This is a genomic window from Novilysobacter longmucuonensis (assembly GCF_046600735.1).
Taxonomy (GTDB): domain Bacteria; phylum Pseudomonadota; class Gammaproteobacteria; order Xanthomonadales; family Xanthomonadaceae; genus Novilysobacter_A; species Novilysobacter_A longmucuonensis.
Genome location: NZ_JBJMAW010000009.1, coordinates 106131 through 131999 on the forward strand (window position 1 = coordinate 106131; position 25869 = coordinate 131999).

23 protein-coding genes and 2 pseudogenes are annotated in these 25869 nt (G+C 64.8%); 14 read left to right on the forward strand and 11 right to left on the reverse strand.

Annotated features, from left to right (window positions below):
* Complete coding sequence (locus tag ACJQWM_RS10230) at positions 1–1518, reverse strand: site-specific DNA-methyltransferase (RefSeq protein ID WP_330969903.1); 1518 nt, start codon at positions 1516–1518, stop codon at positions 1–3.
* Between the two features lie 415 nt (positions 1519–1933).
* Here ACJQWM_RS10230 and ACJQWM_RS10235 point away from each other — a divergent pair, with 415 nt between their 5' ends.
* Complete coding sequence (locus ACJQWM_RS10235; RefSeq protein WP_330969904.1) at positions 1934–3118, forward strand: hypothetical protein; 1185 nt, start codon at positions 1934–1936, stop codon at positions 3116–3118.
* Positions 3119–3463: 345 nt separating this feature from the next.
* Positions 3464–4582: a hypothetical protein gene (locus ACJQWM_RS10240; protein WP_332706277.1), complete on the forward strand. Its 1119-nt coding sequence runs from the start codon at positions 3464–3466 to the stop codon at positions 4580–4582.
* 150 nt (positions 4583–4732) lie between these two features.
* Here the strand turns inward: ACJQWM_RS10240 and ACJQWM_RS10245 are convergent, their stop codons facing one another.
* The 3 genes from ACJQWM_RS10245 to ACJQWM_RS10255 form a co-directional block, all read right to left on the reverse strand.
* Positions 4733–6229 (reverse strand): ATP-dependent nuclease, encoded by a 1497-nt coding sequence (locus ACJQWM_RS10245; protein ID WP_330969906.1) that lies wholly within the window; start codon positions 6227–6229, stop codon positions 4733–4735.
* A gap of 256 nt (positions 6230–6485) precedes the next feature.
* Positions 6486–7337 carry an ImmA/IrrE family metallo-endopeptidase gene (locus ACJQWM_RS10250; RefSeq protein WP_332706280.1) on the reverse strand — a complete coding sequence of 284 codons (852 nt, stop codon included), beginning with the start codon at positions 7335–7337 and terminating at the stop codon, positions 6486–6488.
* Positions 7330–7851: a helix-turn-helix domain-containing protein gene (locus tag ACJQWM_RS10255; RefSeq protein WP_330969908.1), complete on the reverse strand. Its 522-nt coding sequence runs from the start codon at positions 7849–7851 to the stop codon at positions 7330–7332. Before ACJQWM_RS10255 ends, ACJQWM_RS10250 begins: the two co-directional genes overlap by 8 nt.
* Positions 7852–7933: 82 nt before the next feature.
* Between ACJQWM_RS10255 and ACJQWM_RS10260 the strand changes: the two genes are divergently transcribed.
* The 4 genes from ACJQWM_RS10260 to ACJQWM_RS14255 are packed head-to-tail and all read left to right on the forward strand — an operon-like array spanning position 7934 to position 10448.
* On the forward strand, positions 7934–8275 hold the full coding sequence (locus ACJQWM_RS10260) for a multiubiquitin domain-containing protein (protein WP_332706283.1): 342 nt from the start codon (positions 7934–7936) through the stop codon (positions 8273–8275).
* Between the two features lie 4 nt (positions 8276–8279).
* Positions 8280–8690: an E2/UBC family protein gene (locus tag ACJQWM_RS10265; protein WP_332706286.1), complete on the forward strand. Its 411-nt coding sequence runs from the start codon at positions 8280–8282 to the stop codon at positions 8688–8690.
* The gene (locus ACJQWM_RS10270; RefSeq protein WP_330969988.1) at positions 8681–10078 is read left to right on the forward strand and encodes a ThiF family adenylyltransferase; all 1398 of its coding nucleotides are present in this window, start codon (positions 8681–8683) and stop codon (positions 10076–10078) included. Before ACJQWM_RS10265 ends, ACJQWM_RS10270 begins: the two co-directional genes overlap by 10 nt.
* On the forward strand, positions 10071–10448 hold the full coding sequence (locus tag ACJQWM_RS14255) for a ubiquitination-like system serine protease family protein (RefSeq protein WP_441005051.1): 378 nt from the start codon (positions 10071–10073) through the stop codon (positions 10446–10448). The genes ACJQWM_RS10270 and ACJQWM_RS14255 overlap by 8 nt, the downstream gene beginning before the upstream one ends.
* Before the next feature lie 442 nt (positions 10449–10890).
* Here ACJQWM_RS14255 and ACJQWM_RS10280 read toward each other — a convergent pair whose 3' ends face one another.
* Complete coding sequence (locus tag ACJQWM_RS10280) at positions 10891–11265, reverse strand: hypothetical protein (protein ID WP_411306806.1); 375 nt, start codon at positions 11263–11265, stop codon at positions 10891–10893.
* A gap of 81 nt (positions 11266–11346) precedes the next feature.
* Here ACJQWM_RS10280 and ACJQWM_RS10285 point away from each other — a divergent pair, with 81 nt between their 5' ends.
* Positions 11347–11571, forward strand: coding sequence for a helix-turn-helix domain-containing protein (locus ACJQWM_RS10285; protein ID WP_332706291.1), 225 nt, complete (start codon positions 11347–11349; stop codon positions 11569–11571).
* 84 nt (positions 11572–11655) lie between these two features.
* Here the strand turns inward: ACJQWM_RS10285 and radC are convergent.
* A pseudogene (gene radC / locus ACJQWM_RS10290) lies at positions 11656–12174 on the reverse strand (RadC family protein); the annotation flags it as partial.
* Between the two features lie 156 nt (positions 12175–12330).
* Here radC and coaBC point away from each other — a divergent pair.
* The 3 genes and pseudogenes from coaBC to ACJQWM_RS10305 all read left to right on the forward strand — a co-directional run bounded on the left by coaBC (position 12331) and on the right by ACJQWM_RS10305 (position 16723).
* Positions 12331–13622 (forward strand): annotated as a pseudogene (gene coaBC / locus ACJQWM_RS10295) (bifunctional phosphopantothenoylcysteine decarboxylase/phosphopantothenate--cysteine ligase CoaBC).
* Positions 13623–13872: 250 nt separating this feature from the next.
* The gene (gene dut / locus ACJQWM_RS10300; protein WP_332706294.1) at positions 13873–14331 is read left to right on the forward strand and encodes a dUTP diphosphatase; all 459 of its coding nucleotides are present in this window, start codon (positions 13873–13875) and stop codon (positions 14329–14331) included.
* A 55-nt stretch (positions 14332–14386) separates the two neighbouring features.
* Positions 14387–16723 (forward strand): phosphomannomutase/phosphoglucomutase, encoded by a 2337-nt coding sequence (locus ACJQWM_RS10305; RefSeq protein WP_332706297.1) that lies wholly within the window; start codon positions 14387–14389, stop codon positions 16721–16723.
* Positions 16724–16953: 230 nt separating this feature from the next.
* Here the strand turns inward: ACJQWM_RS10305 and ACJQWM_RS10310 are convergent, their stop codons facing one another.
* The 3 genes from ACJQWM_RS10310 to ACJQWM_RS10320 all read right to left on the reverse strand — a co-directional run bounded on the left by ACJQWM_RS10310 (position 16954) and on the right by ACJQWM_RS10320 (position 18927).
* On the reverse strand, positions 16954–17601 hold the full coding sequence (locus ACJQWM_RS10310; RefSeq protein ID WP_332706300.1) for a hypothetical protein: 648 nt from the start codon (positions 17599–17601) through the stop codon (positions 16954–16956).
* 82 nt (positions 17602–17683) lie between these two features.
* Entirely contained in the window at positions 17684–18361 is a 678-nt protein-coding gene (pyrE, locus tag ACJQWM_RS10315) for an orotate phosphoribosyltransferase (protein ID WP_332706303.1), read from the reverse strand.
* Positions 18358–18927, reverse strand: coding sequence for a GNAT family N-acetyltransferase (locus tag ACJQWM_RS10320; protein WP_332706306.1), 570 nt, complete (start codon positions 18925–18927; stop codon positions 18358–18360). The genes pyrE and ACJQWM_RS10320 overlap by 4 nt, the downstream gene beginning before the upstream one ends.
* Before the next feature lie 82 nt (positions 18928–19009).
* Here ACJQWM_RS10320 and ACJQWM_RS10325 point away from each other — a divergent pair, with 82 nt between their 5' ends.
* The 3 genes from ACJQWM_RS10325 to ACJQWM_RS10335 are packed head-to-tail and all read left to right on the forward strand — an operon-like array spanning position 19010 to position 21501.
* The gene (locus ACJQWM_RS10325; RefSeq protein ID WP_332706309.1) at positions 19010–19816 is read left to right on the forward strand and encodes an exodeoxyribonuclease III; all 807 of its coding nucleotides are present in this window, start codon (positions 19010–19012) and stop codon (positions 19814–19816) included.
* Positions 19813–21117 (forward strand): AmpG family muropeptide MFS transporter, encoded by a 1305-nt coding sequence (locus tag ACJQWM_RS10330; RefSeq protein ID WP_332706312.1) that lies wholly within the window; start codon positions 19813–19815, stop codon positions 21115–21117. The genes ACJQWM_RS10325 and ACJQWM_RS10330 overlap by 4 nt, the downstream gene beginning before the upstream one ends.
* Before the next feature lie 9 nt (positions 21118–21126).
* The gene (locus ACJQWM_RS10335) at positions 21127–21501 is read left to right on the forward strand and encodes a hypothetical protein (protein WP_332706315.1); all 375 of its coding nucleotides are present in this window, start codon (positions 21127–21129) and stop codon (positions 21499–21501) included.
* 154 nt (positions 21502–21655) lie between these two features.
* On the opposite strand, the gene ACJQWM_RS10340 is transcribed toward ACJQWM_RS10335, so the two are convergent.
* Both ACJQWM_RS10340 and ACJQWM_RS10345 read right to left on the reverse strand, forming a co-directional pair.
* Positions 21656–22852: an anhydro-N-acetylmuramic acid kinase gene (locus ACJQWM_RS10340; RefSeq protein WP_332706319.1), complete on the reverse strand. Its 1197-nt coding sequence runs from the start codon at positions 22850–22852 to the stop codon at positions 21656–21658.
* A gap of 4 nt (positions 22853–22856) precedes the next feature.
* Positions 22857–24296 (reverse strand): peptidoglycan DD-metalloendopeptidase family protein, encoded by a 1440-nt coding sequence (locus tag ACJQWM_RS10345; RefSeq protein WP_332706322.1) that lies wholly within the window; start codon positions 24294–24296, stop codon positions 22857–22859.
* A 194-nt stretch (positions 24297–24490) separates the two neighbouring features.
* Here ACJQWM_RS10345 and tyrS point away from each other — a divergent pair, with 194 nt between their 5' ends.
* Entirely contained in the window at positions 24491–25714 is a 1224-nt protein-coding gene (gene tyrS, locus ACJQWM_RS10350; protein WP_332706325.1) for a tyrosine--tRNA ligase, read from the forward strand.
* Positions 25715–25869 lie beyond the last annotated feature (155 nt).

Genomic DNA, 25869 nt, shown 5'->3' on the forward strand with positions numbered 1-25869 from the left:
TTAGTGCGCCTTGATGTCGTAAGGGGTCTGCTTAAAGGTGATCTCCAACTCACGCAGTTGCTCTTCGGGCAGCGCGCAAGCCTCGCCATAGATCACCTTCGGCCCATCGAACGGCGCCAGAGACCGCAGCACGCGCTTGGTCAGGACGTTGCCGCCACTCTTGCTGTCGTCCCCCAGGATGCCGTTAAACAACAGGTAGTACCCGACCCCAGCATGCTCGCCAAGAAGGGCTTCCTTCTTGGCGCGTGTGGAACGCGCAGTGCCGGTTTCAGCGAACCAGACATGGGCGGCCAAGTGCTCGAACCGGATGCTCTCGCGGATGTGTCCGTTCTCATCGAAAACGGGCACTCCAAGCTTGTAGAACCGAAATCCACCGCCCCCTTTCCAGCCGACGGCTGCGGAGATTCCACCCTGCTCACCTTCAACAACCTTTACCATTCTAGGTTGGCAATGGCTACGGGCGTGCTGCCCTTCTTCAATTCCGATCCAGCGCCGTCCCATCTTGTGCGCGACAGCTGCGGTTGTCCCCGAACCTAGGAAGCTATCCAGGACTAGGTCGCCTGGGTTGGTTGCGATATCCAGAATTCGCTTGATTAGCCGTTCGGGTTTGGGGGTAGCGAACGTGTCGTTCTTCCCCATCAACTGGTGCTGCTCTTTGGCCGCCTCATCGGTATGGCCTACTTCGTCTGAAGGCCACCATGTCCAAGGCACAACACCCTCGGTTTCATCGAGGAAGCGGATGATATTGGGTTGTGAGTTGTTGTTCTTGCCAAAGTAGATCCGGCCGGCCGCCTTGAGCTTCAGGAACTCGGGCTCGATCGTGCTCCAGCATCGTCCTTCGGGCGGGACATGAACCGCGCCCCCCGGAGCCGTGATTGAATACATCTGATTGGCTCGATAGCCCTGAGCCGTCATGGGAATGGGGCGCCATCGGCGATTCGATGCTGGATCGATGTTGCGGTAGACCTCCGCCTGCTTATCCGTGAAGGGAACCCGATTTCGAATTTTCTTGAATCGAGCTGGATCCTCCGCGAAGACCATGAGGTAGTCGTGGACATCACCAATTGCTTCTCGGTTCTCTCGCGAATAGCGCTTCTGCCATACACACGTTGCAACAAATCGGCCGCGGCCAAACAGCTCGTCGAGGATGACCTTTAGGTAGTGCCCCTCGTTGTCATCGATGGTGATCCAGATTGATCCATCCGCGGAAAGGAACTTTCGCAACAGCTCAAGCCTGGGATACATCATGGACAACCATTTGGCGTGCTCCAAATTGTCGTCGTATTGTTCGAAGGCGCTCTTCGTGTTGTAAGGCGGATCTATGAAGATGCACTTCACCTGCCCTGCGTAGTAGGGCAGCAAGGCCTTCAGTGCGTCGAGGTTGTCCCCTTCGATGAGCATGTTCGAGGAGTCGACATCGCCATGGGACAGGCGCGCCACCGGCTCCAGGAGCCGGTAGGGGGCCAACGCCGCGCGGGTCAGGTCGGCGTCTCGGTTGAACCAGGACAGCAAAGGCATTCAGCGGATCTCCAGAAGCAGACGGACAGTATCCTTCACGAACCAGCATACCGGCCACCTTCGCAGGGGCTGAGATGCCCTAAGACATTGTCTCCAAAGGGGTTCATAGCCCTAGCTCATAGGAACGATTACCGGCGCATGCGGAGCATCACCCGCGGCCACTGAAGTCCCGGCCCGCTGCCGGCCAAGAACGAACCTTCCGTCGGCGCGCAATGACACGCACTTGCCAACGCCTGGCCGTGCACCCAGCTGCCCCACCATGAAGGGCTTCCTGGTCAGTGTTGAAGTGGCGCACGATGCGCGTGCTGGTGAAGGCCGTTGCACGGTGTCGCGACACGCCCTGAGCGTATTGCGCAGGTATAAACCAGGCTTCAGGGAATTGCGCTAAAGGCCGGTCAATTCGAGGGGCACGCTCATGAAACAAGATGATGAATGGCTCGATCGTGAAGGACTTTACGAACTGGTCTGGAGCGAGCCCGTCTCCAAACTCGCCCCCCAGTTCGGATTATCTGGAGTCGGCTTTGCCAAAATGTGCAAACGCATGGGCGTCCCACTCCCGAATCGCGGGTTCTGGGCACGCAAGCAAGCTGGCCAGTCCCCTCGCAGACCGCCACTGCCCAAAGCCAAGCCCGACCAAGACCAAAAGGTTCAACTTCGACGTCTGACTGACGACGCGCAAATCGCTTTTTCTGAAGCCAAGCAGAAGGCGGCCGAGGCAAAAAGGGCCATGCGAGACATCGAATTCCCCAGCGAGCTGGTGGATCCACATCCATTAATTCGAGCCGCAACGAACCGATTGAAGAGAAAGACCGGGTGGAGCCACCACAAGGGGCTTCGGTCGGCGCCCGACGAGATCCTGAATATCGAAGTCACGGAACGCTCTTTGGACCGGGCGCTGTTGATAATGGACGTTCTGCTCAAGGCAACTGCCGGCAGGTCCGGAGAGGTCCGCATTAACTCCGAAAAGAAGGAAACCTTGCTCCGTCTAGACGGCGTTGATCTTCCCATTACCCTGACAGAGCACGTCGGCCGCACACGCCATGAGATCACTCCCGAGGAGAAAAAAGCGCAGGAGCGCTACTGGAACAGATCATACCGTGATAAGAACGCCCCTTATCCACACATCCCGCAATACGACTATCACCCAAGTGGCCAGCTGACACTGACCGTGGGCCGCTGCCCATCTAGGACCTGGCGAGACACTCCCAGGACGCAACTCGAAAAGCGCCTATCCGAGATCATCCCGGGCATTGCTGCTGTAGCCATCGAGATGCGACAGCGCGAAGAGGAACAGGCGCAAGCGGAAGCCGAGCGGCAAGCAGCAAAGGATCGCTATGCCACCAAGATGAAGGAGCGCTCCGATGAAAGACAGGCTTTCAGGCAACTAAGGAGGGATGCGCGGAACTGGGCGATGGCGAACCAGATTCGCGCCTATATCGATGGTGTAGCGCAAGGCAAAGAGCACGGCGCACTGCATTCGGATGCTGCCGCATGGGCAGCATGGGCGACGCAAAAGGCCGCATGGGTTGATCCAATGATCAAGGTGTCTGACAGAGTCCTAGACGCACCGGAACCTGAGCGGCCGAGCTACTGGTGGTAGCGACGGTTGCGTCCGCTATCGGCCAGAAGCGGTCGCTTGCTACTAAGCGATGGTCAATGCCTTGAGGCCATCAATGCCCTCGAACTTTGCAGGTCGGATGATCTGCTTTTCGACCCGACTGCGCGCATACACTCGTGTCAGCCGCCAAAATTCAATCGTCCAGCAACAGGTGGTTTCGACTCCGCCAGCGCCCCCATTGCAACGGTAATCCGCGCAAGCTTGCCCGGGGTGGCCGGAAAATCCGCCAGACGTCGTTACAGCCTGACAGCGGTGCGAGCTCCATTTCGTCATATCGACTCGGGCGCCGGTGTTTACGAACTTCTCGAACAAAAAAGGAAACTCATGATGGCCATTCGCTACTTGCGGCAAGGTGCTGTCATGCTTCTATTCCTGCTGATTGTCGGCTGCGCCAACCTGCAAACGTTGGACCGTCATAGCCGATTGCCCCTCGCTGATGGTGCTGGGCGCGCGATCCATTTGGATGCCCAGCAGCGTCTCGTTGTATTCACGGCGGAGGGGTACTGCGCTGAGCCTAGTCCCGACGCTCTCGCCGCGTACGCCGCGGCGCTGGGCGTTGGTAGCGGTAGCCTTCCCGGCAACACTGTCGCCGCATCCACCGCCTTCAACGGCTTGGCTGGCTCGATCGGCTTGCGTACCCAGTCGATCACGTTGATGCGCGACACCTTGTATCGCACGTGCGAAATGATGTTGAACGGCAAACTCTCCAGAGCACAGATTTCGGTATTAATGGCGCGGAGCCAGGATCTCACAGTAGTAATAATGGCCATTGAGTCCCTGACGGGCGCCGTGGTCGCGGCACCGGTGACGCTTGCCCCAAGCGGGTCCGCAAGTTCGTCTGCGGCAATAGTGGGCAATGCTGAGAACCTCAGTGCCGCGCGTGAGCGCGAGGCAGCCGCTAGATCGAGCTACGTGACGAAGAAGGCAGCGGCGGAGCAGTCGGCAACGGAGCATACCCAAGCCATGACCGCGGTCGCGACCGCCCAGGCACAGGTGACACCAACAACCCCGCAGAATGATTCTCTGCGTGCAGAGCTGGCGGCGGCAATGAAACGCGAGTCCGCAGCGGCAGCGGCAAAGGCGGCGGCCGACCAAGCCGAGGCTGTTGCGAAACAAGAAATGGAAACATGGGCCGAGACGTTGGCGATGCTTGAAAAGCTCAAAGATTCGGCGATGTCTGGTTCGACCGCCAGCGTAGGAGGAGTAGCGCACGCCGGCGCAGCGGTCTATCAACCGCAAATTGACAGCGAAACTGTGAAACACATCTCCAGCACGGTGAAGGTGTTGGTCCAGGAACTGTTGCAAAAGACGTATTTCAACGAGACGTGTCTGGCAGTATTTACAGAGCAGGAGTTCGAAAATCCCCGCCTGACTGATGACGTCAACGAGCTGAGGATTTTGTGTTTGGAATACTGGAAGCTGAAGAAGAAAGAAGCGTTCCAGTGATATTCTGGAGTGCCACCTGCCAAATCGTCTCGACACTTCGCGGCGCGGCTTAAATCAGCTCTCGGTTCGACGTCCGCTTTGGGTCGAAAGCGGACGTCGGTCGATCACATCAGCAGACTAGACCCTGGTCGGCTTGTCTCCAAGCGGTCGCTACGCGTCAGCCCCATCGTCCGAAGTTGAACCTTGGGTCGCTTCGCCTTCGAGAGCTGCCCGAAGGGACTCGAAGATTGACGCCATCGGCTCGCGATATTCTTCGCGCAAGAATTTTGCGTCCTGGAGCAGTCCGCGAACAGCGGATCGTGGGTCCACCGCGTCTTTGTCGCGCACGTCCTTGGCCGGGATCGTGAAGAACCTGTAGTCCGGAAAATCCTGTCGGAGCCTTGGCAAGGTAGCTGCCTGGTCGTTATCCAGAAGCCCGGCCACCTTCTTGTAACCCATTCCCTGGAGAAGACGGCAGACGTGTCCCATGTTCCCGGCGCCGCCAACGCCCCAGCCGAACAGGTGGCCCGGCACGCGGCCGATCGGCAGCTGACGCGCCACGACCGGATACAGCATCACGTCGTCCTGACCCTCGGTAAGCACGATGCCATCATCTTGGAAGAACAGCTCTCGGGCATCCAGACCAAACGTGTGTGGCGCCTTGGTGTTGGGGTTCTCTGGATCGTGGATTTTCTTCAGCGCCGCCCGGCCCTGATCGCTGAGCTGGTAGACGTTCGAGCCCTCGCCTTCGGCGGCGATCCGAACGAGCGCAGCACCTTGAGCGATCGCTGCAGGGTCAATGAAGTACGGGGAATGCGTCGCAATGACGATCTGCATTTCGGCAGACAGCCGGACGATGGCACGCACCACGCGTCGAATGATCGCCGGATGGAGGGACAGCTCGGGCTCGTCAATGGCAACGATACCGCCGGCAGAGGTACTCGTGAGCGCGTCGACGATGGAGAACAGGCTGACAATGCCTTCGCCCGCACCGTCGCTGGAGTGGCTCGCCGCCCCGTTGCGCAGACGAATGTAGTAGTTGCCCTCCGATGACTGATCGATGGTCCACTGCGGGATGTATCCCAGCAGCTCACCGAGCAACGCGTTGAACTTGCTAGGATCTTTCTCGATTTCGAAGAGCCGCATCTCGAACGAAGTCAACTCCGCCATCCGGCGGGCAGGTAGGCCGACCTGTTGTTGATAGTCCTGCAACGTTCCCTGCGCTCGCGCGAAATAGGGCTGGAAACCTCGGCGCGAAGGGACCACGCGGATCGGATCAGGTTCGTACCCGGGCCGAGCCGTGACATCGACGTCATCCCTTGTATGGACCGATTGACTGCTGCCTGCGGCCTGGCTCTCGATCACCTCGGTTTGACCTTCGACACGGCCAGGCTGGCCGTTTTCTCCAGCGGTCCGTTTCTCAAACTCGTAAACGATTCGCACGAAATCCGCGTGTTTATTGCGAACCCCCTCGGAGAAGCTCGGCGTCTGGTGGCCTGATCGAGCCCGCAGCGCTTCGATCACCGTCGACTTACCCGAGTTGTTGGCGCCAGTAATGACTGTTAGGCCACTGCCCTCGCGCCGGTCCTCCGGCATGGCCAGATGAATCACGCGCTGCACGTTGAAGCCGCGGTACCCGGCAATCGAGAGTGTCTTCAATAAGCTCAAACGGAACTCCGCAGTCTCTTGTAGGCAGCTTGGTTATGTTGACACGTAGTCTAGGAGGTACAAGGAAGCTGCTCTTCGGATTAGCGGCCCAGCCAGGTGCGCAGCTGACTCGACTGCCGCGGACTTCCGTCAGGGTCGCGAAGCTCCCTTCGCCTACCCTCCATAGCGTTCCCTAATCTTCTGCCCTATGACGTCCGCTTGCGGCCAGAAGCAGCCATTACCGCTGGGTCGATAAAAGTTGATCACCGCAACGTTTCTAGCGTTTGCTGGGCCAAGGCAGGTGCCCATCCAGTTCCTTCAGGCCCCCGTCGTCCTCTTCTCGGCTATGGGCGATAGATTCCGTCCTCTCGGGCAATTCCTCAGCATCTAGGCGCAAGAGTGTCAGCGTCTGGTCCCTTGAGGCATCGTAAATCGCATCTTCAAGCACAATGCCGCCCTCGACATCGTCAAACCAGACATCCGCATCCAGCTCGATCGGCCCGGCTCCGGCTGAATTTTTGCGCAATGCTGCAGACATTGAGTGGTCGGGCAGCGCGATGCCGGAAGGGACCCAGAGCTTCGCGTCACGCAAGGCAGGAGAGCGGAACGCGTACTTCAATTTGCCCCCTTGCGAAACGACGAATGCACATGGCTCGGGAGAGAAGGCGACCATGCGTGAGCCGGTCGCCAACAGCGATGCATTGAACTGCTCAGCCAGATCCGCCATGGACTGGGCATTAATCTCCATCTTGAGCACCTCCGGCCTGAACAACGACACGGGGAGCAAAAGCTCCGCAGCGAAGATATCGCAGCACACCTCGTTAGGCGGCCGACGCTCGTAGCTCCAGGACAGGTCACCATGTTCCGACTCCAGCTCCAGCACAACGTGCCCGATCTCATGACAGATCGTGAAGCGCTGGCGACGCTCAGAATCTCTGGCATTGACGCCAATCGTGTGACGGCCTTTCACCGTCATCGTGTAACCGGCCTCGCCTTCGCCAAGATCATCGTCAACGATGGCCTTGGCGTCGATGTGAGCGAGATACGCCTCTAGCGAAACAGGAACTGACGTCGGGGCCACTGCCCGGACGAATTTTCGGGCGCGTTGCTCTGCTGTGAAGTCATTCATCGTCTGCATCAATCACCCTTTGAGCGCGCTCGATTAGAGCCTTCGGTTCGGGCCTGGTCGCTCCGCGATGACGGACGCCATACGCCACTTCGAAAGTCTCGATTGGTACTGAAGGACTCTCAAGTACGTATCGGACCAAGGCCGCATCCCCGGAAGGGTGGTCCGATAGGTAGACCAGTATCTCGGCGTCCCGAGCTGATGGCTTCAAGATCCTGATGAGGCGCTCCAGAACCTCGGACGAAGGGGACTCCTTCTGACCCGTTTCCAGACGATGTATGTAGGCGTGATCCACGTCGGCCAATTGGCCCGCTTCACGCAACGACAGCTCACGACGCTCCCGAAAAAACCGCAGAGCCTCTCCCAGGGGGGGTAACGACACGATGCCTCCTTGACAGGCGGAACTTATTGCCCTAGCTTGTTGTCTAACTGGACAACAGAAGCCCTCCCAGATATGTCCCATAGGGGTCAGGAGGGCCGTAAAGCCTACCATGACTGTTGTCTGTGCAGACACCATAACGAAGAGCTAAGAAGGAAAGTGTGACGCAGGGCGTGCGACGGAGTCGCCACAAGCTGCATCGAACCATAGGAGAAGGCAAATGAGTAACGACCAGAAGCACGACGACGCCGAAGCCATCGATGACCAGATGCTCGACGAGGTCATCGACCTCGCCGACTACGCTAGCCGGAGCGTGAAGCCCCCCAAGGCCAAGGGATATCGGATCCGCGTGAACCGAGAGTCCTTCGTCTTCGAACTCCCCAATCCGACTCGGGAGCAGATCCTCGAAAAGGCCGGATTAGTCCCAGTGAACCTGTGGACTCTGCGCCTCAAGCTGCATGGGGGCGCCTTCGATCGGATCGAACCGAACGAGCATGTGGATTTGACCCAGCCGGGTGCCGAGAAGTTCAAGGCGCTGCCCAACGACCAAACCGAAGGCTGAGTTCATGGACGCTCGGCGCGAGTTCGACCTTCCCCCCGAAGATGTCCTCTTCCTGGACGGCTACGGTCGTCCGTGGGAGACCACGGTCGACGGCAGCCAGTGGGTCCTGATCCATGACTTCAGTACGCAGCATGGTGGCTATACCTCGGCAGCGGTGACGGTCGCTATCCGGATCGAGACCGGCTATCCCCTAGCCGCCTTGGACATGGTCTACGTCCACCCACCTATGGCTCGCCGTGATGGCCAGCCTCTTCGGCGTACCCAAGCGCATCAGGCCATTCACGGCACCCAGTACCAGCGCTGGTCGAGGCACTACACCGCCGCCAATCCGTGGATTGCGGGCGTGGACGGCCTTGAGCGGCACATCCTATCCATCGAGGAATGGTTTCGCCGGGAGATGCCACTATGCGCGTGATCCTGACTTTGACCGGGCAGCACCACGCGCAGCTTCAGCAGCACCTGTTCCCGGGCGACGGCGAGGAGGCCGCTGCGATCCTGCTTTGTGGACGCTTAAAGAGCGCTCACACGCATCGCTTGCTCGTTCGCGAAGTCCATGCGATCCCCTACTCGGAGTGCTCGGTACGCACCCCGGTGCAACTCACGTGGAGAACCGACTGCATCGTGCCGCTACTGGATCGTGCAGAGCGCGAGGGTTGGACACTGGTGAAGGTACACAGCCATCCCACCGGGATCCCAGAGTTCTCGGAAACCGACACCGCGGGCGATCTGCGCCTTCTACCGGCTATTCGCGACTGGGTCGAAGCAAGTGATCGCCTTCACGCCAGTGTGGTGATGCTGCCGAGTGGAGCCATGTTCGGGCGCTACCTCGACCGGCATGGAACTCTGGTTGCACTCGATGCCATTCAGTGCGTGGGAGACGATCTGCGGCGGTGGGCTATCGGTGCCACGCTGGGCGAGTCCGCGGCGTCGCATGTCGCAGCCTTCGGTGAGGAGACCTTCCGCTTGCTGGGCGACATGTCGATTGCCGTCGTCGGATGCTCCGGGACGGGCGCCCCCCTGATCGAGCAGATCGCGCGCCTCGCACCGAGGGAGCTGGTCCTGGTGGACGATGATGTCGTCGAGGTTCGAAACCTAAACCGCATCCCGAATGCCACTAGGGAGGATGCGGAAGCCAGGCGCCGCAAGGTCGATGTCTTGGCCGATGCGGTTCGACGCATGGACCTTGGAACGACGGTCCGCGTGGTGCCCCGGAATCTATGGAGCGCAGAAGCCGTTCATGCGGTTGCCGAGTGCGACTTGGTATTCGGCTGCATGGACAGCATCGATGGCCGCTTCCTCCTCAACCTTCTTGCGACGGATTACGTGCTCCCGTACATCGACGTGGGCGTCCGCCTCGTCGCCAACGAAAAGAACGGCAATATTCAGGCAGCTTGCGGAAGCATCCACTACCTGCAGCCTGGCGGGTCCAGCCTCATTAGCCGGGGGCTCTTTACGATGGAAGATGTGAGAGCCGCGGGGCTCCGTCGCAGCGATCCAGATGCACATGCCCAGCAGGTGAAGGACGGCTATATCCGAGGTGCACCGACTTCGCGGCCAGCAGTGGTCAGCATCAACTTTCAACTGGCCGCAATGGCGGTTACCGAACTGCTTGCACGGCTCCACCCGTTCCGTGACTCGCCCAACCGCACCTATGAGCACCTGCAACTGGATCTGGCAGACATGACCATTCTGCATGAGCAGCACAGTACGGTTTGCCCCATCATAAAAGGTCGGGGCGGCCTAGGAGATCGAACCCCGTTGCTAGGCTTGCCCGAGCTTTCGGATCACGCAAAGTATGGCTAACTTCTTGAGGGACCTGATCTGCACGCTGCGAAGCGCGGCACGGCCACGCTTCCGGATTGTCGAGATCGAGGACGACTTTCCAGAGGTGCTGGAGAAGAAGGCACTGTACGTACTCTCTGAGGGCGGAGACACCTGGGCCGCCGCGATGGTCTGCCCCTGCGGCTGCCAAGCGACCCTGCATCTGAACCTCTTCGCAGATCAGCGTCCGTGCTGGCGGCTGAACCTTGAAAGCGGCGGATCCCTAACCCCATCGGTATGGCGTCGGGAACACTGCGGCGCACACTTCTGGTTTCGTGGGGGACGTGTCTATTGGACCTCCGACCAACCCTATGCCCTTTTGCGCGATCTGCGGCTGCTTTGGGGACACTAGGCTGATCAGTCGAACTGATCCTGCTGGGCGAACACGTTGTGGTTTCGCTGCTGGGCAGCGATAAGAGTCCGAGAGCCGGCTTCCGACACACCAGATTAGGGGTTTTCCTACTCCGGGGCGCGGCTTCGACTGACTGTCTCCCGTTAGGTCAACTGCCACGCTAGGCACTGGTCGGCATACGTGTGGGCCGTAGGCAGTCCAACGCACGTTGGGGCGCAGGGACAGCGCCCTGCCGGCCTTCATTCCGGGAGCTTCGATCCGATGAAGGTGCATGACCCCAAGTGGCGACGGCGGTACCTCCGGCCGCTGATATTCCAGTGCAGCATCGCTGTGGCGGGCGTGAGCGTGGTTGTTTGGTGCTGGGGGCGCGGCTAGGTGGGTCGCCCTACCGAGGAAGCTGGGAACGATAGACCCATCGCGGAGGAGCCGGGGGCGTACCGACCTAAGGCTTCGACATCGGGCCCAAAAAGATGGCTTTGGCTTTGGCTTGGCATTGTTGAAATCCGTCGGCATGACGGTCGAGAAAAGCACTCATCGCTCCGCGAAATCTAAGTGCATCGGCAGGAAGGGATAAGCAAAGCGACCGAGCGACCGTAGCGGCGAAGTCGACCTGACGTTTTGTAGGTGAGCGAAGGTCGGGGTCAAGCGCAAGTTCTACTCCAGCTCCAACGCAGGAGGCGAGCCTGGCTATGAGTTGGTCATGCATCTCTTCCGACGTTGCACGGCGCCACTGCGCGTCGAGTGCTTCGCTAATCAGGTCGGATACCGGTACCTGGAGCGCCTCAGTCCTACCTTCATCGAGCAACCAGATGACCATATCGTGACTCGCGATGGAACATATATGTAGACTACAAGTATAGGCGTAGCCGTAAAAGTAGTCCTTCCGTAGCTTGCGCTGATGGAAGCGGCTACCTTGCAGAAGCGTCTGGGTTCGGCAATGCGGGAGCGCCGTACGGCGCTAGATCGCAGTCAAGAGAGCTTCGCGGACCTTATAAAGATGCACCGCGCTTACTACAGTGCAATAGAGCGTGGCGAGCGGAACATTACGTTACATACGATGTATCGAGTTGCGCGGGGGTTGGGTGTCAGTGTCAAGGACTTGATGGAAGACGCAAGACTCTAGGCCTGGCCAGTCGGCGACAGTAGCTATCATTTTGATTGTTATGGGATTCTGGTGTAACTAACTGTTACAAACTAGCCTAATCTCATAGCCGACGATCACCGCCGCCGCGTTCAGCGCCAGCGCGCGCCGCACCACCTCGCGCGGATGCACTTCGGCGCCGTCCAGGGTGCCGCGGAACAACTCTTCGAACGCGATCGCGCGATGCCGGGTGTCGAGGAAGAGCGCGGCGAATACCTCGTGCGGCAGGCCGCGCAGACGCTGGGCGAAATAGCGGCCCGCGGCCTGCGGATCGCTCAGCGCGGCGCCACGTTCCAGGTCCGCCGACAGATGGCGCTGGCCCAGCTCCAGTGCGGCGGCCAGCTGGCAGACCCGGGCCGGGCCGAGGCCGGGCAATTTGGCCAGTTCGGCCGGCGTGCATTCCAGCAGTCGCCGCAGCGGCCCGTGGCCGGCGAGCAGCTCTCGCGCGGTGCCGACCGCGTCGCGTCCGCGCAGGCCCGAGCCGAGGAAGATCGCCAGCAGTTCGGCATCCGACAGTGCGCCGGCGCCGCGCGCCAGCAGTTTTTCACGGGGGCGTTCGGCCGCCGGCCAGTCGCGGATGTGCATGTTGGAATCCATGGACGTAGGAAGGACAGACAACGGACAACGGAAACCTGCGAACAGGTCCACACCGTAGTGCCGTCGCGCCGGGCGCTGCATCGGCCGCCCCCGTGCCATCGGGTAAGCTAACGGCCGATCTGCAGGTAGGGATTTTCTTCACCGATGGCCGAGCCGAGCCTTTCGCTGCCAGGCACACGGGTGCTGCTGTGCGTGTGTGGCGGGATCGCCGCGTACAAGGCGGCCGAGCTGGTGCGCCGCCTGCGCGATGCCGGGGCCGAGGTGCGCGTGGCGATGACCGAGAACGCCGGTCGCTTCGTCGGTGCGGCCACCTTCCAGGCGCTGTCGGGCCATCCGGTACGCGCTTCGCTGTGGGACGAGGCCGCCGAGGCGGCAATGGGCCATATCGAGCTGGCGCGCTGGCCGCAGCGCATCCTGGTCGCGCCGGCCAGCGCCAATACCCTCGCCAAGCTTGCCCACGGCCTGGCCGACGACCTGGTCAGCACCTTGTGCCTGGCGACCGACGCACCGGTCGCGGTCGCACCGGCGATGAACCGGCTGATGTGGGCCAACCCGGCGACCCGGGCCAACATCGAGATCCTGCGTGCGCGCGGCATCGCGGTGCTCGGCCCGGCATCGGGTGGCCAGGCCTGCGGGGAAGTCGGCGAAGGGCGCCTGCTGGAGCCGGACGCGCTGGTCGCCGCGCTGGCGGAGCCGGTCGCGTGAGCGTGGATGCACGATCGGCCGGCTCGCCTTCGGCCTGGACCGGCCGGCGCGTGCTGGTCAGCGCCGGCCCAACATTCGAGGACGTCGATCCGGTTCGGTTCATCGGCAACCGCAGCAGCGGCAAGATGGGGTTTGCGATCGCCGATGTGGCCGCGCGCCGCGGCGCCAAGGTGGTGCTGGTGGCCGGCCCGGTCGCATTGCCGACCCCGTCCGGTGTCACCCGGATCGATGTCCGCTCGGCGGCGCAGATGCATGCAGCGGTGCTCGCCGAGGTGACCGCGGCACGGCCGCTCGAGGTCTACATCGGTGCGGCGGCGGTGGCCGACTACACCCCGCGCCAGGTCGCCTGCGGCAAGATCAAGAAGCAGCCGGGCCAGAACACGTTCACCCTCGAACTGGTGCGCACGCCGGATATCCTGGCCGAGGTCGCCGCGCACGCGCAGCGGCCGTCGCTGGTGGTCGGCTTTGCCGCCGAGACCGACAACGTCGAGGGCTATGCGCGCGGCAAACTGGTCAACAAGCGGCTCGACCTGATCGCGGCCAACCGCGTCGGTGTGCCCGGCAGCGGCTTCGAGGCCGACGACAACGCCCTGTCGATCTACTGGCGCGATGGCGAGTGCGCACTCGGGCCATCGCCGAAGACGCAGCTGGCCGAAGCGCTGCTCGACGTGATCGCTGCGCGGTTGATGGCGGCCCAGGATCAGGTGCGGGACGCGGATCAACGCGGATAGACACGGATCAGAGCGAAGGCGGGTTCAATCAGCGAGATGCGCGAATGCTGCTGTTGCGCTGTTGTTCCCGCGCAGCGGGTAATCCAGAGCGGGGACGTCGTCCGGTTTAGCCTGGCTCTGGCTTCGCCGGGAAAAACATGAGTCGGCATTGCGCCGATGGCGGATTGCCGAGGTCCGGAAAAGAAATCCAAAAAGCTTTATCCGTGCCCATTCGCGTAAATCCGTGTCAAAAGCTCCACAAAGGCGCCCCATGCACCACACCCTGCAACTGAAAATCCTCGATGCGCGCTTCGGCGACCAGTGGCCGCTGCCGGCCTACGCGACCCAGGCCAGCGCCGGGCTCGACCTGCGGGCGGCGCTCGATGCGGAGCTGGTCCTGCAGCCGGGCGATACCGCGCTGGTACCCTCGGGCCTGGCGATGCACCTGGGCGATCCGGGACTGTGCGCGGTGATCCTGCCGCGCTCGGGGTTGGGCCACAAACACGGCATCGTGCTGGGCAACGGCACCGGCCTGATCGATGCCGACTACCAGGGGCCGTTGATGATCAGTGTGTGGAATCGCAGCGGACAGGCTTTTACGATGCAGCCGGGAGATCGCATCGCCCAGCTTGTCGTCCTGCCGATCGTGCGGGCGACGTTGCAGGTGGTCGATGCGTTCGAAACCAGCGCGCGCGGAGCCGGTGGCTTCGGCCATACCGGCGTTCGCTGAGCGGCGGGCGTGTGACCATGCCGGCAGATCCCGTGCAGCCATCCAGGGGCGGAACATGAATCTCAACATCGAACGGCCACAGTTCTCGGCCGAGCAACTCAAGCCGCTGCGGCCGGTGGTGATCGCCGCCGCACTGCTGCTGGCCGCCTGGTTCGCGTGGAGCGGCTGGCAGCAGCACCGTGACGATGCGCGCCGAAGCGACCTGCAGCAATCGCGCGATCTGGCCGTGCAGTCGGTGCGCTCGGCGCTGCTGTCCGAGCACCGGCAGTTGGAACAGCAACTGGCCGGCACCGGCTTCCAAGCGGCCATTGCCGAGGGCGACCTCGAACTGGCCGGCACCCGTCTGACCGACGGCTGGCCCGGCGCGAGCAGTGGCCAGGTGCTCGCGTCCGATCTCGATGATGCCTACAGCGCGTTGGCCGAATCCAAGCAGCCCGGCAGCTACGGCCGCCTGGCCGCGCTCGAGGCGGCGATCGCCACCGACGGTCCGGTCGCCTGGGTGATCCGCGACGGCAGCGCGATGCAACTGGTCCTCGCCGCGCCGGTGCACCGCGGTGAGCGGCTGGCCGGGGTGGCCACCGTGCAGATGCCGTTGCGGCGCATCGCCGCCGGCGTGGAGGACGCCGAGGTTGCGGACGACAGCTACCTGGCCCTGCGCCAGAGCAGCCAGAGCGTGATCGAGCGCGGCGATACCAGCCTGTCCAATGGCGCCGAAGCGCTGGCCGCCAAGGTGCCCGAGAGCAACCTGCGCGTCGTTGCCGCCGTGCCCGACGTGGCCGGCGGCCCGTTCGGGTTCGGCGCACTGGGCTGCTTTGTCGCCGCCGCCGTGCTCGCGCTGCTGGCCCTGCTGGCCTGGCGCCCGCCGCAGATTCGCACCTCGCCTGCCGACGCCGATGCTGACGAGACCGGGGACGCCGCCGAGCGGACCCTGGCCGAATCGCTCAAACAATCCCCCCCCACACCTGCAGCGGTGCCCGTGAGCAAACCCGAATCCAGACCAGCCGCGACTCCGGTCGCGATCGACCGCGGCATCTTTCGCGCCTACGACATCCGCGGGATTGTCGGCCAGAGCCTCGATGCCAGCGTCGCCGAGCTGATCGGCCATGCGGTCGGTTCGTTGATGCACGAGCAGGGACTCACCGACATCGTGGTTGGCCGCGACGGTCGGCTGTCCGGCCCGGATCTGGTCGAAGGCCTGATCCGCGGCCTGCGCAAGGCCGGTCGCAATGTCACCGATATCGGCATGGCGCCGACGCCGCTGATCTACTTCGGCGCGTTCCACCTGCGCGCCGGCTCCTGCGTATCGGTCACCGGCAGCCACAACCCGCCCGACTACAACGGCTTCAAGGTGGTCGTCGGCGGCGAGACCCTGTCGGGCGACGCCATCACCGACCTGTACGCACGCATCGCCGACGACCGCCTGCACACTGCCGAAGCGCCGGGCAACCTGCATTCGCGCGACATCAACGAGGACTACGTGCAGCGCGTGGCCTCCGACGTGCAGATCGACCGGCCGCTGAAGGTCGTGGTCGACGCCGGCAACGGCGTCGCCGGCGAGCTCGGCCCGCGCGTGCTCGAGGCGATCGGCGCGGAGGTCACGCCGCTGTACTGCGAGATCGACGGCACCTTCCCCCACCATCACCCCGACCCGAGTGACGCGGCCAACCTGGCCGACCTCATCCAGATGGTCGGCCGGCTGGACGCCGACCTGGGCATCGCCTTCGACGGCGATGGCGACCGCCTCGGCGTGGTGACGCGCGAAGGCGCGAACATCTATCCCGACCGCCTGCTGATGCTGTTCGCCGCCGACGTGCTGGAGCGCAATCCCGGCGCGATGATCATCTACGACGTCAAGTGCACCGGCCGCCTGCCCGGCCACATCCTGCGCCACGGCGGCAGCCCGCTGATGTGGAAGACCGGGCACTCGCTGATCAAGGCCAAGATGCGCGAAACCGACGCCGAGCTGGCCGGCGAGATGAGCGGGCATTTCTTCTTCAAGGAGCGCTGGTACGGCTTCGACGACGGCATCTACGCCGCCGCGCGCCTGCTGGAGATCCTGGCGGCGCGACCGCAGAGCCCCAGCGAGACATTGATGGCACTGCCCGATGGCGTGGCCACGGCCGAGATCAAGGTCGAAGCGCCGGGCGGCGACCCGCACAGCTTCGTCGAGCGCTTCGTGGCTGCGGCCAAGTTCGAGGGCGCGCGGCTGTCGACGATCGACGGCCTGCGGGTGGACTGGCCGGACGGCTGGGGCCTGGTGCGCGCCTCCAACACCACCCCGGTGCTGGTGCTGCGTTTCGACGCCGACAGCAAGGAGGCGATGGTCCGGATCAAGGCCGACTTCCAAGCGCAGCTGCTGGCGGTAGACCCCAACCTGCAGTTGCCCTTCTAAAAGTGGTGCCGCGCAGCGGCACTCCGATTGCCCTCCCCTTCAAGGGGAGGGCAAGGGAGGGGATGGGTTAGCCTTCCCGCTCCCGCGTTTCCTTCTCCCGCTTGCGGGAGAAGGTGCCCGCAGGGCGGATGAGGGCGCACGACACCCGTCAGTCGACGCAAGCCCGTTCCGCGCGCCCTCACCCCAGCCCTCTCCCGCAAGCGGGAGAGGGGGTTGTCCCCGATGACCGGTCAGCTGTCCGCGCCGTCGGGCGACTTGATCTCGCGGTAGCGCTGCAAGGCCCCCTCCAACTCGCCCTCGATCTCGCCGCGGTCGCGGCGCTGCTCTGCCAGCAGGCTTTGCTGGCGCAGCAGCTGGTCGTGCTGGGTCTGGATGGTCGCGGTCAGCGGCTTGGGTATCGGCTTGCCGCCCAACTCGCTGTCGCTGGCGCGTCGCAGCAGGCTCAGCAGGCTGTGGCGCAGGCCGGCGATCCCGAGCTGGGAGGCTTTCACCGTCTCATCGAGCAAGGTGATGCGGTGCTGGAAAGCGCGGCGCAGCTCGGCTTCGCTGGCATACGACTCGGCCATCGCGCGGTCGCGCCGCGCCGCCGCAGCCAGGGCGGCTGCCGCAGCGGCATTGGCTTCGGCGTCGGCGTCGGCGGCGGCGCGCTCTCCGGGAGTGAGCGCGCGGTCCACCGCACGGGTGGTCAGGCCACTGACGGCGCTGATCTCGGTGCGGGCGTTGTCGACCGCCGATGCAGGCAGCGCATCGCCGCAGACACGGCGGCCGTTGTCGTCCCAGCAGTAGACCTTCTTGGCCGGTGCCGACTTCTGCGCAAGCGCGAGCGGAGCCAGGCTCAGTAGCAAAGTCGCGGTCAGCAGTGCAATGGATTTCTTCATATGCAACGGTAGCTTGTGCAGGTTGTTTCGAAGAGCTAAAGCAAGACTCGGGCCACGATGCGGCAACCCCGACTTCGCCGGCTCAGGCCGCGCCGAGACTGCCATAGGCCTGGCGATACGCCAGCAGGCGCTCGCGCTGCGCGGCAAACTCGGTGCTGGTGCCGGTGAAGGCCAGCAGATCGCCGAGGCTGGCGACCGCCACCACCGGCAGTCCCTGTTCCTGCGCGACAGTTTCTGCCGCCGAGCGTCGCGAGACCGCCGGATCGACCACCTCCTGCCGATCCAGCGCTATCACGATGCCGGCAACCTCGCCGCCGGCCTGCGCGATGATCGCCAGCGCCTCGGCGATGGCGGTGCCGGCGGTGATCACGTCGTCGACGATCAGCACGCGGCGGCCGCCCAGCGGCGCCCCGACCAGGCTGCCGCCCTCGCCGTGGGCTTTGGCTTCCTTGCGGTTGAACGCGACCGGCAGGTCGCGGCCGCGGCGCGCGTACTCGCAGGCCAGCGCAGTCGCCAGCGGGATGCCCTTGTACGCGGGGCCGAACAGCAGGTCGAAATCGGGCTGGTCGTGCGCGGCCGCATGCGCATCGATCGCATCGGCGTAGCAGCCGGCCAGCTCGGCCAGGGCCGCGCCGGAATCGAACCGTCCGGCGTTGAAGAAATACGGGCTCTGGCGGCCGGACTTGAGGGTGAACTCGCCGAAGCGCAGTGCCTGAGCGCGCAGCGCGAGCTGCAGGAATCGGTTGCGGTGGTCGGTCATGGGGGGCTTTGGTCGATGAGGGCGGGCGGCCGGCGGCCAGGCGTGTCGCCTTGCGCGGACCCGTGCAGCCAGTACAGCAGCAGCTGTTGTGGCCCCGCGTCACCGCCGGCCAGTCGCTCGCCGCTGTCGAGGAACCCGGCCCGGCGATACGCGGCCAGCGCCGCGGGGTTGTCGCGATGCACGGCCAGGGCCAGCACCCGCCGCCGCGGGTGGCGCCGGCGCAGGTCGGCGCAGCACGCACGCACCGCACGCGTGCCGTAGCCGCGGCCCTGCATGCGCTCATCGATCAGCATCGCGCGCAGGCCGACGCTGGGTGCGCCCAGGCTGCGCCCGGCGATCGCATTCGGGGCGAAGTCGAGCCGATAGAAGCCGACCACCGTCCGGTCGGCGAACACCGCCATCGGCTCGCTGAGCGGGTCGCGCTCGGCGTCGAGCAGATTGAACGGGTGATCGCCTACGCAGGCGGTCTGCTCCGGCGCGGCACGCAGCGCACGCACCTCCGGCGCCGAGCCGGCATCGACCGGGGCGACGTGGATGCGGACAGGCGGGGGCGACGGAGCCGGCATGAGGTGAATGATAGGCCACACACGTCCGGGTCCGGCCGTGATCGCGTTGTTATGATCCGGGCACTCATCCCGCGGAGCCCGCATGCGCATCATCAGCTTCAACGCCAACGGGCTGCGCTCGGCCGCCCGCAAGGGGTTTTTCGACTGGTTTCCGGCGCAGGACGCCGACCTGCTGTGCGTGCAGGAAACCAAGGCGCAGGAGCACCAGTTGGGCGGGCCGGACGGCCTGGACAAGAGCTTCCTGCCGGAGGGCTACCGCGCGTTCTTCCGCGATGCCACCAAGAAAGGCTACAGCGGCGTGGCGATCTATTCCCGGCGCGAGCCCGACGAGGTCCGCACCGCGCTGGACTGGGCGCCGTTCGACGAGGAGGGCCGCTATATCGAGGCGCGGTTCGGCAACCTCAGCGTGGTTTCGTTCTACATTCCCTCCGGCTCGTCGGGCGAGCTGCGCCAGGGCTTCAAGTTCGAGGTGATGGACTGGCTCAAGCCGGTGCTCGACGGCTGGCTCGCCAGCGGCCGCGAGTACGTGCTGTGCGGCGACTGGAACATCGTGCGCTCGGCGCTGGACATCAGGAACTGGAAGTCCAACCAGAAGAACTCCGGCTGCCTGCCGCCCGAGCGCGACTGGCTCAACGCCCTGTGCAGCGATGCGGCCGGCGACCGTTGCTGGGTCGACACCTACCGCGCGCTGCATGCCGAAGGCCAGGACTACACCTGGTGGAGCAACCGCGGCGCGGCGCGCGCCAAGGACGTGGGCTGGCGGCTCGATTACCAGCTGGCGACCCCGGGGCTCGCCGGCACGCTGCGCGGGTGTGCGATCGCGCGTGAGCCGCGCTTCTCCGACCATGCCCCGTTCACCGTCGACTATGCCTGGGAGCTTGGCCGATGAACGACGCGGCGGCGGGAGCCTACAAGGGCTGGCGCGGCATCCGCCGTGCGTTCGGCACGCCATCGGCGTTCACGCTGCTGCTGCTCGGCTTCGGCTCCGGCCTGCCGTTCCTGCTGATCGCCTCGATGACGCTGTCCACGCGCCTGCGTGACGTCGGGCTGGACCTGGGCAGCATCGGCCTGATCAGCCTGGCCAGCTTCTTCTATCTGCTGAAGTTCCTGTGGGCGCCGCTGATCGACCGCTATGCATTCCCGCTGACCGCATTCCTCGGTCGCCGGCGCTCCTGGCTGCTGGCGTCGCAGATCGGCGTCACGGCCGGACTGGCGGCGCTCGCGCTAACGCGCCCGGAGATGGACGTGACCGCGCTGGTGATCTGGGTGCTGATCGCCTCGTTCGCCGGCGCCACCCAGGATTCGGCGGTCGATGCCTACCGCATCGAAATCGCGCCGGTGGATGCGCAGGCCGCGCTGGCGGCGACCTATACGCTGGGTTACCGCATCGGCCTGATCCTGGCCGGCGCCGGTGCGCTGTACCTGGCCGAGTTCCGCGGCTGGCAGACGGCCTATTTGGCGATGGCCGCATTGATGCTGCTGCCGATCGTGACCACGCTGCTGTGCCGCGAACCGGTCGCCCCGGAGGCGACCGTACAGCGCCGGATCGACTTCTTCGGCGCGTTCTGGCAGCCGTTCTCAAGCTTCTTCTCGACCAATGGCCTGGTGCTCGGGCTGGCGCTGCTGGTGTTCGTCGGCCTGTTCAAGTTTCCCGACCAGGTGATCGGCGTCATGGCCGGGCCCTTCTATCTGGACTCGGGCTACAGCAAGGCCGACATCGCCACGGTATCGAAACTCTACGGCGTGTGGATGGGCATTGCCGGCGCGTTCCTCGGCGGCGTGGCGGTGGCCGCGTTCGGCTTCCGCCGGATGCTGTTCCTGGCCGCGATCGGGGTGGCGGTGTCGAATCTGGCGTTCGTGCTGATGGCGCAGTACCCGTCGCAGATATGGGCCTTCTATGCCGCGATCAGTGCCGACAACCTGTTCCAGGGGTTCGCCGGGGTGGTGCTGATCGCTTTCATGTCGTCGTTGACCGACCGCAATTTCACCGCCACCCAGTACGCCCTGCTGGTGTCGCTGGCCAACCTGCCGGGCAAGTTCGTCGGCGGGTTATCGGGTTACATTGTCGAGGCGAGCTCCTACGTCGCGTTCTTCGTGCTGAGTGCCCTGACGGTGGTTCCGACAATGATGCTGCTGATGTGGCTGTGGGGTCGAATCCAGGAGCCCGTGCGCCACGTCGAACAAGGGTGAGGCTGTGTCATGAGCGAGATCGTGTTGCGCGACATCGATCCGATACTGTCGGAGCGCATCCGGCGGATCGCGGAAGGCCACGGCTGGAGTGTGCAGGACGCGCTGATGCACCTGCTCGAACACGGACTGTTCGTATGCGAGGGCGAGATGGCCGGGCGGTTCGATGACTCCGATGCCACTGCGCTGCAGGCCGCGATCGCGGCGCTGGAGGAGGTACCGGACGATCCTGGTTTTTCGCTGATCGGCCGCGCCGAACCGGCCGAACCGGCCGCACCGGCCAGCCGCGGCCCGGACCAGTCGATTGCGCGGCATCTGTTCGAGGGGCATCCGATGCCCGATGTGCCGCAGGGAGAACGGCGGCCGAACAAGCGCGACGCCGAGTAGCGCATCGGACGGTCGCCTGGTGCCGGGCGGCGTATTCACCGGCGGCCAGGTGCGGCGGGTTGAAAACCCGCCCTACGGATCTCGTACTGGTAGGGCGGGTTTCAACCCGCCATCGGGCACCGCGTGGCGCTCGGTCCCGCTGCAGGCGGGAGCCTCAGCCCGGATACACCGCGCCGAGCACGCGTGGCCCGCGCGCCCCGCTCACGCTCGGCAGGTTGCCGGGCAAGCCGGCCAGGGTCTGCCGGGCCAGCCACGCGAACCCCATGGCCTCGACGAAATCCGGATCGAGCCCGTAGTCGGCCGTCGACTGCAGCGTCGTCTGCGGCAGGTGCGCGGCAAGCCGCTCCAGCAGCCGCGGGTTGCGCACGCCGCCACCGCAGACGATCACGCGGCGGGTGCGTGGTTGATGCGCCCGCAGCGCGTCCGCCGCGGTGACCGCGCTCAGTTCGAGCAGCGTGGCCTGCACGTCCTCGGCGGCTTCATCACCGCGCAGCGCGGCCTGCACCCAGTCGAGGTGGAACTGTTCGCGGCCGGTGCTCTTGGGCGGCGGCAGGGCGAACCACGAGTCCTCGAGCAGGCGCGCCAGCAGGGCGGCATCGACCTGTCCGCGCGCCGCAAACGCGCCGTCAGCATCGTAGGGCTGGCCGAGGTGGCGTTCGCACCAGGCATCCAGCAACGCATTGGCCGGCCCGGTATCGAACCCGCGCACGGTGCCGGCGGTCGATGAGGCGGTACGCGGCAGCAGGGTGAAGTTGGCGATGCCGCCGAGGTTGAGCACCGCCCGGTCCTCCTCGGCCGCATGCAGCATCGCGGCATGGAACGCCGGCATCAGCGGCGCGCCATGGCCGCCGGCGGCGACATCGCGGCGACGGAAATCGGCCACCGTGGTGATGCCGCAGCGCTCGGCGATGAGGTTGCCGTCGCCGAGTTGCCAGGTGAACGGGTGGTGGCCGTCGAAACCGGCGCCATCGGGGCGGTGGCGCACGGTCTGGCCGTGCGAGCCGATCGCCAGGACCTGCTCGCGCGTCACTCTGGCCTCGTCGATCAGCTGCCTGGCGGCGTCGGCGAAAGCCTCGCCGATCTGCACGTCCAGCGTACCCAGTTCATCCAGCGAATCGGCCGCACCGCCCTGGCCAAGCGCGACCAGTCGCGGGCGCAACTGCGTCGCCCACGGATAGGTGCGGCCGAGCACGAGTTTGCAGGCGACGGGCCCGGCGGTTGCGGGGGCGTTGAAACGCACCAGCGCGGCATCGATGCCGTCGGCGCTGGTGCCGGATATCAGGCCGAGGAACAGGCCGTCGGCGGCCGCCCGGCCCGCGACGGCCCGCGGATCCGCCGGAGCGGCGCTCACCGCCTCAGGCCTTGGTCTTGCCGCCCTTGGCCTGTTCCGGCGCCGGCCGGGCGTCGGCGTAGCGCACGCTCTCGACCTGCTGGATGCGCGCCAGCGCCGGCGCGGCGTGTGCGCGGAACGCCACCAGATCGGCGCCCTTCAGCGGCTCCGGCGGCGGCATCGTCACCGACAGCGGGTTGCGGTGCACGCCCTTGACGCGGAATTCGTAGTGCAGGTGCGGACCGGTCGCCAGCCCGGAGCTGCCGACATAGCCGATCGTCTGGCCCTGCGCCACGCGTTGGCCGACCTTGTACTTGCCGAAGCGCGACATGTGCGCGTATAGGGTGGTGTTGCCCTTGCCGTGATCGAGCACCACGGTGCGGCCGTAGCCGCTCTTCCAGCCGACGAACTGCACGCGCGCGTCTCCGGCGGCCATGATCGGGGTGCCCGTGCCGGCGCCGTAGTCGACCCCGTCGTGCCGGCGGGTGCGACCCAGCACCGGGTGCACGCGGGCGCGGCTGAAGCCGGAGGTGATCCGGGCGTACTGGACCGGCATGCGGATGAAGCTCTTTTTCAGCGGACGGCCGTCGGCGGTGAAGTATTCGGCCTTGCCCTCGCGCTCGAATCGGAATCCCGAATAGGTCTTGCCGCCGGTGGTGAAGGTGGCTGCGAGCACGTCGCCGGTGCCGATGCGCTCGCCCTCGCGCCAGACTTCCTCGAACACCACGCTGAAACGGTCGCCCTTGCGGATGTCGCTGTTGAAGTCGATGTCGTACTGGAAGATGTCGTCGGCCATGCGCACGATCGTGGCCGGCGACAGCCCGGCCTTGCGCGCGGCCACATACAGCGAGCTGGTGATTTCGCCGGTGGCTACTCTGGTGCGAGTCTGGGTCGGGCGCTCGATCAGGGTCTCGGTGATCGTGTCGCCGGCCAGGCTGAGCTTGACCCGGTGCGTGTCGTCACGATCAAAGCGGATCGCGCGCAGCCCTGCATCGACCGGCAGGTCGAACGCCAGCTCGGTGCCGGGGCGCAGCCGGGTCAGCACTTCCTTGACCCCTGGATGGTCGAGCAGCCGGTACATCGTGGTCGCCGGGATCTCGAGCTGCTCGAACACGCCGCCCAGGGTCTGTCCCGGTTCGATCCGCACGATCTGCCAACTGTCGTCCTGCGGGCTCTGCGCGCGCGACAAGGGCAGCGGCGGCAACGCGAGCGCCATCGACTGGCGCGGCGCCTGCGCCGGCGTGGACGGCTTCGGGTTGAAACCCGGCACGATCGCCACCACCAGCATGCCCATGGTCGCGAGCAGGCTTGCCTGCATCCACTGGCGGCGCGACCAGCGGCCGTTGAACCCATCCGGGAGCCGACGTGCCAGCACCGGGCGACGCAGGATGGCTTCGCGCAAGGTCGCCAGGCGCTCGCGACGCTGCGGGCCGGGCCGCGGTGTTCCGGTGTGGTCGGTGGTCATGTCTCGTCTCCGGCGCGAGGTCTGGAAGGACTGGTGTGAAGGGTATGTAGCGGGGTTACCATAGAGACGCGAGAAATCGGAGTCAAACCCTTGAGCTGAATGATTTTTTTGGGTTCCCGTTTTTTTAACCGGGGGTTAACTTCGTTCGAGGATCGCGTCACGTTTTCACCTCCCCACCAGCAGCGAGTTCACCCGTGTCCGTGCAAGCCTCCATCGACCTGATCGGCCGCGGCGCCGATGAAATCCTTAAGCGCGACGAACTCGAAGCGCGCCTCGGCGCGTCCATGAAGCCGGGCGGCCGCCCGTTGCGGATCAAGGCCGGCTTCGACCCGACCGCGCCGGACCTGCACATCGGCCACACCGTGCTGCTCAACAAGATGCGGCAGTTCCAGGACCTCGGCCACCAGGTGGTGTTCCTGATCGGCGACTTCACCGGAATGATCGGCGACCCGACCGGCAAGAACGTCACCCGCAAGCCGCTGACGCGCGAGGACGTCCTGGCCAACGCGCAGACCTACGCCGACCAGGTGTTCAAGGTGCTCGACCGCGAGCGCACCGAGGTGCGGTTCAACTCCGAATGGTTCGGCCGCATGTCGGCTGCCGACATGATCAGGCTGGCCGCGCAGCACACCGTCGCACGCATGCTCGAGCGCGATGATTTCGCCAAGCGCCACAAGGCCCGGCAGCCGATCGCGATCCACGAGTTCCTGTACCCGCTGGTGCAGGGCTACGATTCGGTCGCGCTGGAGGCCGATGTCGAACTCGGCGGCACCGACCAGAAGTTCAACCTGCTGATGGGCCGCGGCCTGCAGGAGCACCACGGCCAACCGCCGCAGATCGTGCTGACCATGCCGCTGCTGGAGGGGCTGGACGGCGTGCAGAAGATGAGCAAGTCGCTCGGCAACTACATCGGCATCGACGAGCCGGCGATCGAAATCGTCACCAAGGCGATGAAGATCGGCGATGCGCTGATGTGGCGATGGATCGAGCTGCTCAGCTTCGAGATCTCCTCGGCCGAGGCGGCCACGCTCAAGCGCGACATCGAGGCCGGCCAGCTCAACCCGCGCGACCTCAAGCTGCGCCTGGCGCGCGAGCTGGCCGCTCGCTTCCACGGCGCCGGAGCGGCCGAAACCGCGGTCGCCGGCTGGAACGCCGCGGTCCGTGGCGAAGGCGACACCGCCTCGCTGCCGCTGAACGAGGTGGCGATTCCCGCCGAGGGCCTGCGCATCGCCGCATTGCTGACCGCCTGCGGCCTGACGCCCAGCAACTCCGAGGCCAACCGCAAGCTCAAGGAGCGGGCGGTGCGCATCGACGGCGAGGTGATCGAGGACGCGCAACGCGTGTTCGCCCCCGGGTTCGAGGGCGTGCTGGCGGTCGGCAAGCGTACGTTCGCGCGGGTGCGTCTGATGGCTGCCTGAACCCGCGGATGAAGCCGCCAGAGGTTTTTTGTCGGAGCCTCTTCCAAAGCCCGCTCCGGATGTGCACAATGCGCGCCCCGCCACCCTGGAGGGACGATTTGAAGGGGTGGTGGGGTTGGCAAAAAGCGCGTGACGGGCTGTTGACGGCCCTGAAA

Bases quoted from the DNA above. Each gene is read 5' to 3' on its own strand.
- ACJQWM_RS10270 (WP_330969988.1), top strand. From the start codon at position 8,681: ATGCGCGTGATCCTGACTTTGACCGGGCAGCACCACGCGCAGCTTCAG.
- ACJQWM_RS10235 (WP_330969904.1), top strand. From the start codon at position 1,934: ATGAAACAAGATGATGAATGGCTCGATCGTGAAGGACTTTACGAACTG.
- ACJQWM_RS10305 (WP_332706297.1), top strand. From the start codon at position 14,387: ATGAATCTCAACATCGAACGGCCACAGTTCTCGGCCGAGCAACTCAAG.
- ACJQWM_RS10240 (WP_332706277.1), top strand. From the start codon at position 3,464: ATGGCCATTCGCTACTTGCGGCAAGGTGCTGTCATGCTTCTATTCCTG.
- ACJQWM_RS10320 (WP_332706306.1), bottom strand. From the start codon at position 18,927: ATGCCGGCTCCGTCGCCCCCGCCTGTCCGCATCCACGTCGCCCCGGTC.
- ACJQWM_RS10250 (WP_332706280.1), bottom strand. From the start codon at position 7,337: ATGAATGACTTCACAGCAGAGCAACGCGCCCGAAAATTCGTCCGGGCA.
- ACJQWM_RS10310 (WP_332706300.1), bottom strand. From the start codon at position 17,601: ATGAAGAAATCCATTGCACTGCTGACCGCGACTTTGCTACTGAGCCTG.
- ACJQWM_RS10255 (WP_330969908.1), bottom strand. From the start codon at position 7,851: ATGGTGTCTGCACAGACAACAGTCATGGTAGGCTTTACGGCCCTCCTG.
- dut (WP_332706294.1), top strand. From the start codon at position 13,873: ATGCACCACACCCTGCAACTGAAAATCCTCGATGCGCGCTTCGGCGAC.
- ACJQWM_RS10330 (WP_332706312.1), top strand. From the start codon at position 19,813: ATGAACGACGCGGCGGCGGGAGCCTACAAGGGCTGGCGCGGCATCCGC.
- ACJQWM_RS10230 (WP_330969903.1), bottom strand. From the start codon at position 1,518: ATGCCTTTGCTGTCCTGGTTCAACCGAGACGCCGACCTGACCCGCGCG.
- ACJQWM_RS10335 (WP_332706315.1), top strand. From the start codon at position 21,127: ATGAGCGAGATCGTGTTGCGCGACATCGATCCGATACTGTCGGAGCGC.
- ACJQWM_RS10260 (WP_332706283.1), top strand. From the start codon at position 7,934: ATGAGTAACGACCAGAAGCACGACGACGCCGAAGCCATCGATGACCAG.
- ACJQWM_RS10345 (WP_332706322.1), bottom strand. From the start codon at position 24,296: ATGACCACCGACCACACCGGAACACCGCGGCCCGGCCCGCAGCGTCGC.
- ACJQWM_RS10265 (WP_332706286.1), top strand. From the start codon at position 8,280: ATGGACGCTCGGCGCGAGTTCGACCTTCCCCCCGAAGATGTCCTCTTC.
- ACJQWM_RS14255 (WP_441005051.1), top strand. From the start codon at position 10,071: ATGGCTAACTTCTTGAGGGACCTGATCTGCACGCTGCGAAGCGCGGCA.
- pyrE (WP_332706303.1), bottom strand. From the start codon at position 18,361: ATGACCGACCACCGCAACCGATTCCTGCAGCTCGCGCTGCGCGCTCAG.
- ACJQWM_RS10285 (WP_332706291.1), top strand. From the start codon at position 11,347: ATGGAAGCGGCTACCTTGCAGAAGCGTCTGGGTTCGGCAATGCGGGAG.
- ACJQWM_RS10280 (WP_411306806.1), bottom strand. From the start codon at position 11,265: ATGGTCATCTGGTTGCTCGATGAAGGTAGGACTGAGGCGCTCCAGGTA.
- ACJQWM_RS10325 (WP_332706309.1), top strand. From the start codon at position 19,010: ATGCGCATCATCAGCTTCAACGCCAACGGGCTGCGCTCGGCCGCCCGC.